The sequence below is a fragment of the uncultured Pseudoteredinibacter sp. genome, assembly GCF_947502065.1.
Classification (GTDB): domain Bacteria; phylum Pseudomonadota; class Gammaproteobacteria; order Pseudomonadales; family Cellvibrionaceae; genus Pseudoteredinibacter.
Window position 1 is genome coordinate 197,709 of the sequence record NZ_CANMYE010000005.1, and the last position, 13,674, is coordinate 211,382.

Consider the following 13,674-nt stretch of genomic DNA (forward strand, 5'->3'; position numbering starts at 1 on the left):
TTAGAGAGTGCCCCTTGGATTTGAACGTAAATAAAGAGCTGCTTTCGATTGTGGTGAGTTACCAGCCAGATCTGGATCAGCTTAAAAACTTACTTGATTCTCTTGCGAAACAAAGCCATGTTTGTTTAGTCGATAATGGCTCCAGACAAGCTGAAGAGATCGCACAGTTAGCCGAAAGTCGTGTACAGTTTTTTTTCCCTCAATCTTCAAATATTGGTTTGGCTGATGCCCTAAACATAGGGATTCAGTGTGCTGAGGTGGAATCTTACCAGGCAGTATTGTTATTCGATCAGGATAGCACGCCAGTTGGTGATTACGCAGCCAATATGGTTGGTGTTTATGATAGCTTGCAGAGCGAAAGTCGTCACCGCTGTGCTGTAATAGGACCTCGGCTACTTGACCCTGAAACGGGTAGTAGAACAGATTTTAAGCTTTTCTCTGGCTTGGTAGCTAAGGCGGATAAGCAGCTAGACGAGTTGGCTGGTGTTTATGAAAGTAGTTTTGTTATAACTTCCGGTAGTTATATTCCCTTAGATATCATTAGGCGAGTTGGCCCAATGAGAAGCTCATACTTTATTGATAATATTGATTTGGAGTGGTGTTTTCGCGCAACTTCTATGGGGCTTTTAGTGCTGGGTAGTGACAATGTAAGCCTAATTCACTCAATCGGCGAAAAGCAGGAAAATACGCTTTTTAAGCGGCTTGGGTTTAAGCATCACAACCCGAAAAGGTTCTATTACACCACAAGAAATAGAATCGACTTGTATCGACAGAAATACTCCCCTACGGGGTGGAAAGTGAGGGATATCGTTCGCTTTGCTTTAAAAACCTCATTGCTTCTATTGCTGAGTAAAGATCGAAAGCAAATTTGGCACTATACTAAACTTGCTTTTTTGGGCAGGCCACTTGAACAATGACTGTTCTATTATAATTGCATGCCCATTAGCTTACGTAGTTTTTTAATTGTAAAGGTCTCTTTCAACTGGAGCTCTTCTACATTATTTAAGCCGGTTTTATCGCCGCCCCCTATACAAAATTCATTGTCGGCATTTTTAGGGGGAATCGAAAAGTTGTTGCATTGGTCGACCCATAAAAAGTGGGATTCGCTATCTAGCTCTCCAATGTGATCCTGAAAGGACTTATGCCCAGCCGACCTGTGAAATTGGAACCTCGCAATTGTTCTTAAGTTTGGTTTCACTTCTAAAAGAACTGGCAGCTTCATATGGTGTTTTGCAAAAGAAATCTGTCTCTGTTCTAAATCTATAGTAGTGTTTCCGATTAACTGAGGAAAGCTCCAAAATTCTAGTAGGTCATCCCTCCATTTGGGTAACTTCTGAAAGATGTGCCCTTCTTTATGTTGGAATTCCGAAAGAAGGCTCTGCCCCAGTCCTATAGATCCTTTTAAGTTCATGTATTCAATCAGTGTGGGAGCGATATCAAGAGCAGAGCCGAGTTTTTCAATTTTGGCGCCATCTTTGCCTGAATCGAAAATCATTAATAGATTGTTTCTTGGTTTTTTCTCAAGAGTGTCCCATGCTAAATTTTTCATGGCTAAGTGATCTGACGCCAAGACTACTATAGTATTATTTGCCGTGTCAGAATCGAGAATAGATTGAATGAAGTTCGATAGTAACTTGTCGCTACAATGAACCGAGTTAAGCATTGGATTTAGCCCATCTTGATAGCGTAAGCCGGAACAGCTTTTGGAAATGTGACCTTTGGGGTGATGGGTGTCTAAGGTAAGTGTAAAAATACCAAAGGGTTGTTTTTTACCCGCTAGTTGCTTATATCGTTTTTTCACCAGTTCTAAAAGTTGGTCGTCATAAAGGCCCCAGGCAGACAGCTTATTACCCGCTTCTCCTCTTGCTTTGAACTCGCTAAGGCCATCAACCGCTTTGAAACCATGGCTTTTAAAAAATTTACCTTTCCCAGCAAACTCTAGCTTTGCCCCACCTAAAAAGTCCAGTCGATAACCATTATCGGCTAACAAATCCCCGAGGCAGACGGCCCCCGGTAGAAACTCTTGCATTCCCGACATGGAGTTTCCGTGAGAAGGTGTAACTAAGGGGATGCCACATTGGCTTGCAGTAATCCCCGCGATTGTCCAACCGGTTCCATATACCTGTTTGATGTTGGTAAATACTGATGCTTTTTTCTGTAAGTTGTTTAATCCTGGGGTTAATCCAGGAAAGAGGGATTCGTCGAAATAATTTTGCTCTAGACTTTCCGCGTAGATATATACAATATTCTTTGCTTGCTTTTGGGTGGTATTTAGTGTCGGTTGTATATAGTAGTTCGTAAAGTCAGAGTCCTTTGCTGGATTGCTTAGGCCTGATAGTCTGTAAATGTCACTCAGGCTAGGATTGCTCAAGATAGCAGCTGTTACGAGTGCAGCGGTTGCCATACTTGCATATCTTGATGATCTTTTAGGGGATACTATAAAGAAAGTATAAGTAATCAATATTATTAAAAAGATAAGGGCAAGTCCCCCCCAAATGATAATATCTTTATACTCACCAAACCCTGCACCACCCAGGCCATACTTCAAGTGGTAGAGTGTAGCTTCGTCAATTCCGTTTCCTGTAAATGAATCTGCCACTAGATAAGTAGCTATTAGTATTAGCCAGCATCCTGCGCCAATAAAATAGAGTACATTTAGCGCTTTTCTTGATTTGAAGCTAAGGCCAAACAATATTGCGGCAATAAATAAGCAGATGGAGCCAATAAGGGAGAAATCGTACATCAAAGAAAATCCATTTCGCATGGCGGGTTGTTATTCATGAGTTTGTCATTGTAATGCAATCTTTATGTGTTACCAAAGCTTGATTTTTATTTTGCCAGGGCCGCCCGATGTCTTATAATTAAGTATCTTCATTTAAGGACGTTCCAATGCGCTGGAATGACATAGGCAATGAGACCTGCTCAGTATCCCGAGCTCTATCTGTGGTTGGGGATCGCTGGAGTCTATTGATTATTCGCAGCGCCTTCCTAAAAGCTCGCCGCTTTTCTGACTTTCAATCTGATATCGGACTTACTAAGCACCGCCTCTCTGACCGTCTTAACAAGCTCGTTGAAGAGGGGGTATTTGAGAAGGTTTTATACCAAGAAAAGCCACCGCGTTACGAATATTTACTGACCGAAAAGGGCTTGGATCTCTATCCCATTATGCTGTCGTTGGTACAGTGGGGGGATCGCTGGATGGCCGGCGACGCCGGCGCGCCCATTGAGTATGAGCATAAAAGCTGTGGCCAGCGTATCAAGCCCGCTTATTTCTGCCCAGACTGCAAAGAGCCAATACGCCCCCAAGATATGCGCCCTGTAGCTGGACCTGCCCTCAAAGGTTTGGATCTAGATGAGCTCCGCCCTGGAGTGCGTGCTCTGGCGAAATCTAAAAAGTAAGTCTTTATAACTCGACAAGCGATTTCGTTTTCAGCTTGATCTAAGTAAAGGGTTGCAAAATGGAACCCTGTGGTTAATGATGTTTGTCATTCAGCGAATTGCATAGGTGAGATGATGACTGAGAAACAAGAGGTCGCTTTAGTTGTTGGGGCAGGTGATGCGATTGGAAGCGCCATAGCCAGACGCTTTGCACAAGAAGGTTATACGGTTGTCGCGGTGCGACGCAATGGCGATAAACTACAATCGCTGGTATCCGAAATCGAAGCTGCTGGCGGTAATGCTCACGGCTGGTCGGTGGATGCTCGTGATGAAGAGGCCATTACCACTTTATTTGCTCGGATTGAATCTGAGGTCGGGCCATTGGCGGTTACCGTGTTTAATGTAGGCGCCAATGTACCCATGAAGATCTTGGAAACCAGTAGCCGTAAGTTTTCTAAAATATGGGAAATGGCTTGTTTTGGTGGCTTCCTAACTGGTCGTGAAGCGGCCAAAACCATGTTGCCCCATGGCAAGGGCACAATTATCTTCACTGGCGCTACGGCCAGTGTGCGCGGCGCGGCAGGCTTTGCCGCGTTTGCCAGTGCTAAGCATGGTTTGCGAGCCCTAGCGCAAAGCATGGCCAGAGAGCTGGCGCCCCAAAATATTCATGTGGCCCATGTTGTTATCGATGCTGCCGTGGATACCCAGTGGATTCGTGAAAACTTCTTAGTTCATAAACAAGATCGCCCAGAGGACGATATTGTGCAGCCAAGTTCGATTGCTGAGGCCTATGTACAGCTGCATCGCCAGCCTAGAGATGCTTGGACGTTTGAAATGGATCTGCGACCCTGGGTCGAAACCTGGTAGTGCTTTAGCAAAGGCTGCCGCTATTCTTACTTGGCGTTTATAGTCTTGGTGAATATTGACAATTTATGGCTGTTTGATTGCTTGTTCTTTTCTATGAGGCTCAGTAAAGTGAGCCCTCGCGTTCTTCTTTCTTGCCCGATTTAAAAAGCACTAAGACTTTAGCAAGTTGAAGCCTTGATCATGTGGCCCTGAAGGCGTGCCCCATAGTAATGTAAACAGTGAATGTAGCCGATGTACAAATTGAATCAATTGCTAGACACATTAGAAGTCGAGCAACTGGATAAATACCTTTTTCGTGGTACTTCCTTACCGCTAGCCTTGCCCCGTGTATACGGTGGTCAGGTATTGGCACAAGCAATCAATGCCGCTGCGCGCACTATCGAAAGTGATCGCCAGCCACATTCAATGCATGCTTATTTTTTGCGTCCAGGTGACGCCAAGCGCCCAATTATTTTTGATGTCGATCCCATTCGCGATGGTGGCAGTTTTAATACCCGCCGAGTAGTGGCGAAGCAAAATGGTGCAGCTATTTTTAACTGTTCTATATCCTTTCAGAAAGTCGAGAAGGGCTTAGAGCACCAAATGGATCTTCCTGCTGGCACGCCTATGCCAGATGAATTGGAAAGTGATCAGCTTCGCACCGAGCGTATTTATGCTGGGCATGCCGATAAAAGTGCTCCCTTTATTTTTCCGCTAAGCATGGTTGATATCCGCTCCACCCAACCCCAGCACCCGATTGATCCAGAGCCTGCTGAACCAGAGCATGGATTTTGGTTTCGCTTCAACGGTAAGCTAGCGGATAACGATAATATTCACCGTACCCTATTAACTTATATTTCTGATTATAAGTTGATGACTACGGGCTTAAGGCCACATCGTGTGCCGGGTTTGATGGAGAAGATTCAGGGTGCGAGCCTGGATCATTCAATGTGGTTTCATAATGCCGTACGTGTCGATGAGTGGATCTACTACCATTTAGACAGCCCTAAAAGTGGCGGTAGTCGAGCATTTAATCGCGGTAGTTTTTACAGTCACGATGGCTTGCTGCTGGCCTCTACAGCTCAAGAGGGTTTGATTCGAGTACGCGACTAATTGAGCGTTTGACAGTTTTCGTCTCTCGCTTGATAAACTTTGCCATGGTGGCGGTTGCTTTAGTGCCCTTATGATGAAGGTCTAGGCCCTAATAAAAAACTAAATAAGGAGCGCCACCATGAGAGTTTTTACCGAAGAGCAGGCCATGTTTCGCGAGGCCTATCGCAAATTTTTAGAGCAAGAAATTAGCCCTCATATGGAGTGCTGGCGCGAGCAGGAGATTGTTGATCGCGAGGCGTTCCTAAAAGCTGGTGAGCAGGGCTTCTTGATGATTTGGCCAGATGAAGAATATGGCGGTATGGGCGATCGCGATTTTCGTTATGAGCAAATCATTATCGAAGAAAATGCACGTGCTGGCACCGGTGAGTGGTTTGCGACGTTGCATAGCCGTTTAGTGGGCCCATATTTAGATCACTTTGGGAATGAAGAGCAGAAGAAGCGCTTTTTACCTCCTTGTGTTCGAGGTGAAAAAATTCTTGCTATCGCGATGACCGAGCCTGACGCGGGCAGCGATCTAGCGGGCATGCGCAGTACCTTAAAGCCCGATGGGGACGACTTTATTCTTAATGGTTCAAAGACCTATATCTCCAACGGTATTAATGCGGATCTCATTATCGTTGCGGCAAAGAACGACCCTGAAAACAATCCACATGCCATGACTTTAGTGGTTGTTGAACGAGGTATGGAAGGCTTCGAGCGTGGCCGTAATCTCGATAAAATGGGTATGAAGGCACAGGATACCGCTGAGCTGTTTTTTAATAATGTGCGCATTCCCAAAGAAAATGTATTGGGTGAAGCTGGGCATGGCTTCTTCTATTTAATGCAAGGCTTGGCAGAAGAGCGCTTGATTGCCGCTGTAGGGTCAACGGCCAATGCTCGTCGTGCATTTGATTTGACGCGTCAGTTTGTAATGGAGCGAAAGGTTTTTGGTAAGCCACTTTCCCATATGCAAAACACTCAATTTACTATGGCCCAAATGGATGCTGAGATCGATATCATGCAGGCCTATGTGGATACTTGCGTGACTCTGCACAATAAAGGTGAGCTAAGTGTCAATATGGCCGCTAAGGCTAAATTACAGGCCTCCGAAATTGAAGGTCGCATGTTGGATCTAGGAGTGCAGCTTCACGGCGGCGCGGGTTATATGAAGGAATACCCTATTTGCAATATGTTCACTGATGCTCGAATCAATCGCATCTTGGCAGGCAGCTCGGAGATCATGAAGCTGATTATTGGCAGGGATGTCTTCTCTGAGAACTATCAGAGCCTTCTAGATTAAGTCTAAACTTCTTAATAATTGCTCATTTTTGTCTAATTAATTGCTTATAAAGTTAGACAAAAATGAGTTTTTGTCTCAATTTCCTTGAGTTAAGCTGGGCTGTGTACAACTATTTCAGTGTAATCACTGAAATGGAGCATAGCTCGTGGCTTTTTTAGCTGAAACCTCGAATCCACATCAAAAAGCTCCGGCGGCCCCGGTTACGGTTTTGCTATGTAATCTTGGCACCCCTGCCGCAGCAACTAGCTCAGCCTTGAGGCCTTATCTGAAACAGTTTCTAAGTGACCCTAGAGTTGTGGAGGTGCCGCGTAGTATTTGGTGGTTTATCTTGAGGCTATTCATATTACCGTTTCGCCCAAGGGCTTCTGCCAAACTATACCAGCAGGTCTGGACCGATGAAGGCTCCCCCCTGCTTGTCACCTCTAGGAAGCAGCAGAAACTTTTACAAGATAGCCTAAATTCGGCATATGGCCGCGGGCAGTATCATGTAGAGTTGGCGATGAATTATGGTGCGCCCTCCTTCGGGCAGGCAATCGCTAAACTGCGTCAGAGTTTTAGCAATAAGCTGATCGTCTTGCCTTTATATCCCCAGTATTGTGGAGCTACTACGGCCTCAGCTTTTGATGCCTTGAGTATAGAGTTGCAGCGTTCACGTTGGGTGCCCAGCTTAAAGTTTGTGAATAGTTACCATGAACACCCGCTTTACATTCAGGCATTAAAGCAATCTGTGCTTCGTCATATCGACAAGCATGGTCGCCCGGATAAGCTTATTCTTTCCTATCATGGGACTCCTAAAGCTTATCTAGACAAGGGCGATCCTTATCACTGTTTTTGTATGAAAACTTCCCGTTTATTAGCCGAGGCCTTAGAGCTTAAAGATTCGGAGTATGAAACCACCTTTCAATCTCGCTTTGGCAAGCAAGAGTGGTTACAGCCGTATACAGATATTCGTCTACAGCAACTGCCTGCCGAGGGCGTTACTAAAATAGCCGTCATATGCCCAGGCTTTTCTGCTGACTGTTTGGAAACGCTAGAGGAAATTCTAGTAGAAAATAAAGCGATATTTTTTTCTTCTGGTGGTGCAGGCTACGAATATATACCCTGCTTAAACGATCAGGCCGGCCATATCGAAATGATGCGCAGCTTGGTTGAAGAGAATGCATTTGTAAATTACAAAATTTCATCGTCAACAAAACTTAATCAAGTAGCCTAGCGTCGGATAATAATACCGAGGCAGTTATTTAGAACAAAGGAGAATATCATGAAAAACAAAATTCAAATTGGTATTAGCGCTTGTTTGCTTGGTCAAGAGGTTCGATACAATGGCGGTCATTGCCAATCAATGTTATGTCTGAAGACATTGAGTGAATTCTTTGACTACAGAAGTTTCTGTCCAGAAGTTGCGGCTGGCTTTTCGGTGCCGCGCCCGACCATGCGCTTAACGGGTGATCCTGAAAAACCAAAGCTTAGTTATAACGATGATCACAGTGTAGATGTTAGTGATAACTTGATTGCAGCAAGCAAAGAAGCGATGCCGGCCATGAAGGATCTGTATGGTTATATTCTGATGAAAAACTCTCCCAGCTGCGGCATGGAGAGAATTAAGGTTTATCAAGATAATGGCCATCCGCACATGAAGAAGCGCAATGGTTTATTTACAGAACAGTTGCGTAAATCTTATCCCAATATGCCAATCGAGGAAGAAGGGCGTCTAAATGATAAGCCTCTCTACGAAAATTTTGTGTTGCGTGTTTTTTGTTATCACGAATGGAGAGAGCAGGTCTATAAGAAAGCTAGTAAGGCTAAAATTATTAAGTTTCATAGTCGACATAAGTTCATTTTGCAGGCCCATAATTATGAAAAAACTGTGGCGCTTGGCCGAATGTTGGCAAGTATCAACACCATGGACATTCTGTTGGTAGCTCAAGAATATGAACAACGTTTTATGGAGATACTGGCGAAGCCGGCAAGTAAGGCTGGGCACTGCAATGTAATGATGCATATACTTGGATTTCTAAAGAAGAAGGTGGATGGTCAGTCGCGCCAAGATTTGATATCGGTTATCAAGCGTTACAGAAAAGGTGAAATTCCATTAATTACACCCATTACACTATTAAGGCACTATACCCCAAGGTTCGGGGGTGACTATATTAACTCGCAAAGCTATTTTGAGCCTTACCCTGGGTCCCTAGGTTTGAGGAACACTCTTTAGGTATTTGATATGCAACTGGTTTGGCTTCGAAATGATTTAAGATTGGATGATAATCCTGCGCTCTACTTTGCATGCCAGCAGGCGATCGAAAGTAAAGACGCTGTTTCAGTTGTGTATATTGCAAGCCCGAAGCAATGGCAGGCTCATAATGAGTCACCCCGTAAGCTAGGTTTAATCCAAGAGACGCTCAAGTGTTTACGCTTGAAACTGGCCGATCTAGGTATATCGTTTGAACTTTTAGAAGTTAATAGTTTTACCGATATACCGGCTGTTTTAAAAGCCTATTGCATAAAGCATGAGGTAAGCGGGCTTCATTTTAATCGAGAGATTCCTCTGAATGAACAGCGCCGCGATAAAGCCGTTCAGCTAGCTGTTTCAAGGCTCGATATTACAGTGGAGTGCTATGCTGACGATAGAATTATCCATAGCAACATACTCAGCAAGCAAGGGGCGGTTTATAAGGTATTTACCCCCTGGTACAAAAACTGGATTCAAAAACTCTTTGATGCCCTGCCCGAGGTGTTACCGCCACCAAAGGCGGTGTCTTCTCCTTTAACTGCAACACAAGAAATATCCCTAAGTGCTGCGCAAGTGTTTCGAGAAGACATATGGTTAAGTAATGAAACTGAAGTGTTGGCTTTGTTGGATCGATTCTGCAGGCGTAAGGCAGAAGGTTATGAAGCCTCTCGGGACTATCCTGCAATGCCCGGCACCAGTGTAATATCACCCTATTTAGCGATTGGCTCGCTCAGTGCAAGGCGCTGTTTCCATCAATTGATTTTATCTTGTGCCGAGCAAGGGTTGCACCTTGGTGAAGCTATTAATCATGTCTGGACCAGAGAGCTTGCTTGGCGTGATTTCTATCGATATTTAATGCTTAATTTTGAGCATCTAAGTCGTGGGGAGAACTTTAAAACTGAACCCCTTGCCAGGGCTTGGCGCGTTGATACCCAGGCGCAAGCTGCCTGGCAAACAGGTAAAACGGGCTTTCCTATTATTGACGCCGCCATGCGTCAGCTGTTGCAGACAGGTTGGATGCATAATCGCCTTAGAATGCTGGTGGCGAGCTTTTTTTGTAAGCTTTTATGTTTAGATTGGCGAGAAGGCGAGAAATTTTTCATGGAGCATCTTCTGGATGGTGACTTTGCCTCCAATAATGGTGGTTGGCAATGGAGTTCGTCCACAGGATGTGATGCATCGCCATGGTTTAGAATTTTCAACCCTACCACGCAATCTGAGAAATTCGACAAAGACGGTGAGTTTATTAAGCGCTTTGTACCGGAATTGTCTGCACTGGATAGCAAATCAATTCATTGTCCGAGTACAGAGCAACGACTGGCGCTTAACTACCCTGAGCCTATCATCGATTATAAATTTGCACGCCAGCAAGCCTTAGACTTTTTTAAAGTCTAAAAACACTGTTTGGAAATATTTGACACTTCTTAAACGTAGTATACGTCGAGTGAGCAGCCATAGACTTATCTTTGACCGTTGGCTAAGAATAATTTTTAATAATGCGATCAAGTCTCTGGTAAAATTTTTCCAGCTCCTTGCGGCCAGCACCACCACTATTGATAGTGTTATGAAACCCTAGGGTGACGTTGACCCCGAAGAAACTAAGAGTTACTTGATAACCGTCTGAGCCTTTATCTAATTCAACTTGATCAAGGCTGTAACCATTGTCTGTCACTCGTCCGTGGGTTTCTATAAGGCCTGCTGCAAGTAGTAGACGCCTTCGATCTGCTGTTTGAGTCATAACTGTATATTCTCAGCTTCGATTACCTGTTGCAGCATTTTTTCCATGGTATGCCTAGCGTGTGCGGTTTGCAGGTAAATTCTATGATGCAAGATCGCATCTTCGGTATCCCTATTTTCGCATTGCTGGCTATAGCTTTCAAAAGCACAAAGCGACTGGATAAGTTCGGCAATATGCTTTGGGCACTCACAATCGATTGCTGTGCTTACATTGCTGAGTTTATTAAGTTGTGATGGATTAAATAAATGAACGGGGGCCATCCCTGAACTATCGATTCCCTCGTCTTGTTCAATTTCTGGGCTGCTAAGTTGGCTAATGGCCTGGTAGAGCTCGGCGCTATTTAGCGGTGCTCTCCATAGTTTAAAGTCAAAGTTTCGCAGCTCTTCGACTAACTCTCTAAGACCATAATGAAATACCACAAAAACCGATTCAACTTTTTGGCTTTGGTAAAGTTCTCTGAGGTTGTGCAAGGTGCTTGCGTTTATGGTTTCAATTTGCAATACCGCAATATCAAAATGCTCGCTTTCAGTGGCCTCTGAAATTTGGGAAAAGCTGCGTAATCGAGCGGCTAAGTCCAGCTGCTTATTGTCATTGAGCTTAGTTATCAGGGCTGATGGAATGGCTTCACCACACAACATGATCTTGAGGCGGCTGGAGTCTACGCTAGGCCGGCTTTCCGATATGAGGGTGCGGGACTCTTCTTGATTACCTAAGCCTGAAAGCTCTTCTTGACTAAGGGTGGCGAGTTCACTGATTTTGTAGCCATCGTCGATCAAAAGTTTGATAGATCTTAGGCGAAATATATCTGCTTCTGAATATCTCCGGCGTCCGGTTTCGCTGCGGCCTACTAAAAGGCTAGGGTGTCGACGTTCCCAAGCCCTCAAGCGATGAGCGCTGATACCAGTTTGTCGAGATACTGTCGCTATTCCAAATTCTGCCAGATTATCCATGGCCATTTCCTATACATGTCTAGAATATACCTATAGGTATATCAAAATATGTAGCGAAAATCCCTTAAAAATCTATACAGTATTTGTTTTGACTAGATAATGTATAGGTATCGTGACAATCTCATAAGCTTTGTCTAAAAGTCGATAAAAGGCTGTAAAAGATTAGGCACTAGGGATTTGAACTCGAGGGGGGCATCCACTGCGATAAGGCAAGTACAGGCTTCATTGCCGATCGTGATCGGCTGATGCTCTATCTCATGATCCAAATCGGCGACGTCACCAGCTCGAAAACAGCCTAGTTCATCCTGGAAGGCGCCCCGCAACACCATAGTGAGTTCGGATCCTCGATGGCTATGCAGGGGGAGGTTGCGGCCAGGGGCGATACGTAACAATTTTAAGCTGCTTCCTGAAGAGTGAAGATCACTGGAATTAAGGGTAATGCTGTGCATGCCCGGTACGATAAGCCGCCAAGGTAACTTTTGATCACGCCCAGATAAAACCACGGCTACTTCGGCTGGGAGTTGATGCTCACTGCTCCCTGAGGGGGCAAGCGGCTGCGGGGCCGGTTCAGAATTTAAGGTCGCAAAGAAGCTATCCCTTAAAGCTTCGCAGTTGCTTGCCTCTATTGGCGGGGAATGTTCGATGAACTCACCGGCAATCGCCTCCGCCTTGAATATCTTTTCGTGGCATTGCGGGCATTGCTGAAGGTGGCAGTCTATCAAGACTACGAAAGGCTGTGAAAGTGCGCCAGCTGCATAGCTCAGCAACGTTGCTTCGTCAGGGTGATGGTTTATAGGGTTCATGATGGATTTAACTCTATACACAGTTTTTGAAAAGCCAAACGTATGCTTGATTTAATCGTGCCTAAGGGAAGCCCACTCGCTTTGGCTATTTCACTGTGGCTTCGGCCAAGGTAGTAGCTTTGATAAATCATCTGGGATTGCTGGTGTGGCAAGTTAGCAATGGCTTTCTTAATGAGGCCATCGTCCAGGCCAAAGTCGTAACTTTTAACATCATCAATCGCCAGTTTCTCAGCGTGCTTTTGCTCTACTTTTTGACGACGCTTGTGGTCTACAAATAGGTTTCTAGCGATTGTAAACAACCAAGTGGAAGCCTTAGCTTTCTCGGGGTTGAAAGCACTGGCTCTACGCCAAGCCTGTAAAAAAGTCTCTTGGCTCAGCTCTTGTGCCAACTCTTTATCGCCGGACAGCTTTATCAACCAAGATCTCAGGCGAGGGGCGAAGTGATCATAGAAAACCATAAATAGCTTCCTGTCGCCGGTTCCAGCGACAGCGACAAGATAGCTGTCCCAGTCATATTGCTCGAAGTCTTCTAACCTTAATTCGCCCATCAGCTTTTCCGTCTTCTTGGTTTATCTACGTTTGAAGAACTGCATTAGATCTACACTGCTAAATAAATAGGGTTTGATCCAGCTGGGCAAGAGCAAGGTATCAATAACTATATTCATGTTTAAGTAATGTCTAACTTGATGCCTAAAAAATTGCAGTTATTGGCGCAGGTATCACGGGCTTGGCTGTTGTCGGGGCAGCATCAAGTTTGCTTGTATGAGAAGGATGATCGATTGGATGGCCACAGTAATACGATTGAAGTAATTGGCCATCAGCCGTAAGAAAAGTCGCTCCCTTGGCGGTGAAGCTATATTGGGAAGAGTTATGTAAAAATACTCGACATCAGTTCCTTGTAGCGCTCCTAATCTATCCGGCAATTGCCATTATCACAGCGGCTTTTTCCCGTTAGCAAAAGTGAGATGTTATTTCTGTATTTCGCAAAAAACCGATAGATAAGGTTGGCAATGGGTTTCACAATAGGCAAGCGGCTGAAAGCGAAAATATGTGTGACGAATTGCTTCTCTGCCACAGTGCGCCAAGCCTCGTAGCCTACATCTAAACCATAAAGATACTGCCCATCGCCAAGCAAACCATGCAGTATTGTTCGAGCCTCTTTTTTATCAATATGCGGATAAGCTTGAGCGAAGTCTTCGGCTTCAATATCAATAAAGGCCAGTTTACCTTCAGTATTCAGCTTTCGTAAGCTGTCCATTTCCTTGACACATAAAGGGCACTGGCCATCGTAGAAAATACTAAGCTGTGGCACTTTTTCCATTGGCTTATCCTATTCT

At 44.7% G+C, this 13,674-nt stretch carries 15 protein-coding genes; 9 read left to right on the forward strand and 6 right to left on the reverse strand.

Annotated features, from left to right (window positions below):
- The first annotated feature begins 14 nt into the window (after positions 1 to 14).
- Positions 15 to 917 (forward strand): glycosyltransferase family 2 protein, encoded by a 903-nt coding sequence (locus tag Q1A41_RS14225; RefSeq protein WP_299980342.1) that lies wholly within the window; start codon positions 15 to 17, stop codon positions 915 to 917.
- Positions 918 to 925: 8 nt separating this feature from the next.
- Here Q1A41_RS14225 and Q1A41_RS14230 read toward each other — a convergent pair whose 3' ends face one another.
- The gene (locus Q1A41_RS14230) at positions 926 to 2,743 is read right to left on the reverse strand and encodes a sulfatase-like hydrolase/transferase (RefSeq protein WP_299980344.1); all 1,818 of its coding nucleotides are present in this window, start codon (positions 2,741 to 2,743) and stop codon (positions 926 to 928) included.
- Between the two features lie 146 nt (positions 2,744 to 2,889).
- Between Q1A41_RS14230 and Q1A41_RS14235 the strand changes: the two genes are divergently transcribed.
- The 7 genes from Q1A41_RS14235 (at position 2,890) to phrB (ending at position 10,241) form a co-directional block, all read left to right on the forward strand.
- Complete coding sequence (locus Q1A41_RS14235; RefSeq protein WP_299980346.1) at positions 2,890 to 3,399, forward strand: helix-turn-helix domain-containing protein; 510 nt, start codon at positions 2,890 to 2,892, stop codon at positions 3,397 to 3,399.
- Positions 3,400 to 3,513: 114 nt separating this feature from the next.
- Positions 3,514 to 4,245 (forward strand): SDR family NAD(P)-dependent oxidoreductase, encoded by a 732-nt coding sequence (locus tag Q1A41_RS14240; protein WP_299980348.1) that lies wholly within the window; start codon positions 3,514 to 3,516, stop codon positions 4,243 to 4,245.
- Between the two features lie 231 nt (positions 4,246 to 4,476).
- Complete coding sequence (locus Q1A41_RS14245) at positions 4,477 to 5,337, forward strand: acyl-CoA thioesterase II (RefSeq protein WP_299980350.1); 861 nt, start codon at positions 4,477 to 4,479, stop codon at positions 5,335 to 5,337.
- A 118-nt stretch (positions 5,338 to 5,455) separates the two neighbouring features.
- A complete protein-coding gene (locus tag Q1A41_RS14250) occupies positions 5,456 to 6,616 on the forward strand; it encodes an acyl-CoA dehydrogenase family protein (protein WP_299980352.1) in 1,161 nt (386 codons plus the stop codon).
- 145 nt (positions 6,617 to 6,761) lie between these two features.
- Positions 6,762 to 7,829 (forward strand): ferrochelatase, encoded by a 1,068-nt coding sequence (gene hemH, locus Q1A41_RS14255; RefSeq protein WP_299980354.1) that lies wholly within the window; start codon positions 6,762 to 6,764, stop codon positions 7,827 to 7,829.
- A gap of 48 nt (positions 7,830 to 7,877) precedes the next feature.
- Entirely contained in the window at positions 7,878 to 8,828 is a 951-nt protein-coding gene (locus tag Q1A41_RS14260) for a DUF523 and DUF1722 domain-containing protein (RefSeq protein WP_299980356.1), read from the forward strand.
- A 9-nt stretch (positions 8,829 to 8,837) separates the two neighbouring features.
- Complete coding sequence (gene phrB / locus Q1A41_RS14265) at positions 8,838 to 10,241, forward strand: deoxyribodipyrimidine photo-lyase (RefSeq protein WP_299980358.1); 1,404 nt, start codon at positions 8,838 to 8,840, stop codon at positions 10,239 to 10,241.
- An 82-nt stretch (positions 10,242 to 10,323) separates the two neighbouring features.
- On the opposite strand, the gene Q1A41_RS14270 is transcribed toward phrB, so the two are convergent.
- From Q1A41_RS14270 to Q1A41_RS14285, 4 genes are all read right to left on the reverse strand, one after another.
- Positions 10,324 to 10,584 carry a DUF3081 family protein gene (locus Q1A41_RS14270; RefSeq protein ID WP_299980360.1) on the reverse strand — a complete coding sequence of 87 codons (261 nt, stop codon included), beginning with the start codon at positions 10,582 to 10,584 and terminating at the stop codon, positions 10,324 to 10,326.
- Positions 10,581 to 11,534 carry a MerR family transcriptional regulator gene (locus Q1A41_RS14275; protein WP_299980362.1) on the reverse strand — a complete coding sequence of 318 codons (954 nt, stop codon included), beginning with the start codon at positions 11,532 to 11,534 and terminating at the stop codon, positions 10,581 to 10,583. The genes Q1A41_RS14270 and Q1A41_RS14275 overlap by 4 nt, the downstream gene beginning before the upstream one ends.
- Positions 11,535 to 11,668: 134 nt before the next feature.
- Positions 11,669 to 12,337: a ChrR family anti-sigma-E factor gene (locus Q1A41_RS14280; protein WP_299980364.1), complete on the reverse strand. Its 669-nt coding sequence runs from the start codon at positions 12,335 to 12,337 to the stop codon at positions 11,669 to 11,671.
- Positions 12,334 to 12,885: a sigma-70 family RNA polymerase sigma factor gene (locus Q1A41_RS14285; protein ID WP_299980366.1), complete on the reverse strand. Its 552-nt coding sequence runs from the start codon at positions 12,883 to 12,885 to the stop codon at positions 12,334 to 12,336. Before Q1A41_RS14285 ends, Q1A41_RS14280 begins: the two co-directional genes overlap by 4 nt.
- A 126-nt stretch (positions 12,886 to 13,011) precedes the next feature.
- Here Q1A41_RS14285 and Q1A41_RS14290 point away from each other — a divergent pair, with 126 nt between their 5' ends.
- Positions 13,012 to 13,164, forward strand: a complete 153-nt coding sequence (locus tag Q1A41_RS14290; RefSeq protein ID WP_299980368.1) for a hypothetical protein — start codon at positions 13,012 to 13,014, stop codon at positions 13,162 to 13,164.
- A gap of 80 nt (positions 13,165 to 13,244) precedes the next feature.
- Here Q1A41_RS14290 and Q1A41_RS14295 read toward each other — a convergent pair whose 3' ends face one another.
- Positions 13,245 to 13,658 (reverse strand): DUF393 domain-containing protein, encoded by a 414-nt coding sequence (locus Q1A41_RS14295; protein ID WP_299980370.1) that lies wholly within the window; start codon positions 13,656 to 13,658, stop codon positions 13,245 to 13,247.
- Positions 13,659 to 13,674 lie beyond the last annotated feature (16 nt).

What these genes read in the sequence shown, in the direction of transcription:
- Q1A41_RS14230 (WP_299980344.1), bottom strand. Translation starts at nt 2,743, where the DNA reads ATGTACGATTTCTCCCTTATTGGCTCCATCTGCTTATTTATTGCCGCA.
- Q1A41_RS14235 (WP_299980346.1), top strand. Translation starts at nt 2,890, where the DNA reads ATGCGCTGGAATGACATAGGCAATGAGACCTGCTCAGTATCCCGAGCT.
- Q1A41_RS14240 (WP_299980348.1), top strand. Translation starts at nt 3,514, where the DNA reads ATGACTGAGAAACAAGAGGTCGCTTTAGTTGTTGGGGCAGGTGATGCG.
- Q1A41_RS14245 (WP_299980350.1), top strand. Translation starts at nt 4,477, where the DNA reads ATGTACAAATTGAATCAATTGCTAGACACATTAGAAGTCGAGCAACTG.
- Q1A41_RS14250 (WP_299980352.1), top strand. Translation starts at nt 5,456, where the DNA reads ATGAGAGTTTTTACCGAAGAGCAGGCCATGTTTCGCGAGGCCTATCGC.
- Q1A41_RS14260 (WP_299980356.1), top strand. Translation starts at nt 7,878, where the DNA reads ATGAAAAACAAAATTCAAATTGGTATTAGCGCTTGTTTGCTTGGTCAA.
- phrB (WP_299980358.1), top strand. Translation starts at nt 8,838, where the DNA reads ATGCAACTGGTTTGGCTTCGAAATGATTTAAGATTGGATGATAATCCT.
- Q1A41_RS14270 (WP_299980360.1), bottom strand. Translation starts at nt 10,584, where the DNA reads ATGACTCAAACAGCAGATCGAAGGCGTCTACTACTTGCAGCAGGCCTT.
- Q1A41_RS14275 (WP_299980362.1), bottom strand. Translation starts at nt 11,534, where the DNA reads ATGGATAATCTGGCAGAATTTGGAATAGCGACAGTATCTCGACAAACT.
- Q1A41_RS14280 (WP_299980364.1), bottom strand. Translation starts at nt 12,337, where the DNA reads ATGAACCCTATAAACCATCACCCTGACGAAGCAACGTTGCTGAGCTAT.
- Q1A41_RS14285 (WP_299980366.1), bottom strand. Translation starts at nt 12,885, where the DNA reads ATGGGCGAATTAAGGTTAGAAGACTTCGAGCAATATGACTGGGACAGC.
- Q1A41_RS14290 (WP_299980368.1), top strand. Translation starts at nt 13,012, where the DNA reads ATGTCTAACTTGATGCCTAAAAAATTGCAGTTATTGGCGCAGGTATCA.
- Q1A41_RS14295 (WP_299980370.1), bottom strand. Translation starts at nt 13,658, where the DNA reads ATGGAAAAAGTGCCACAGCTTAGTATTTTCTACGATGGCCAGTGCCCT.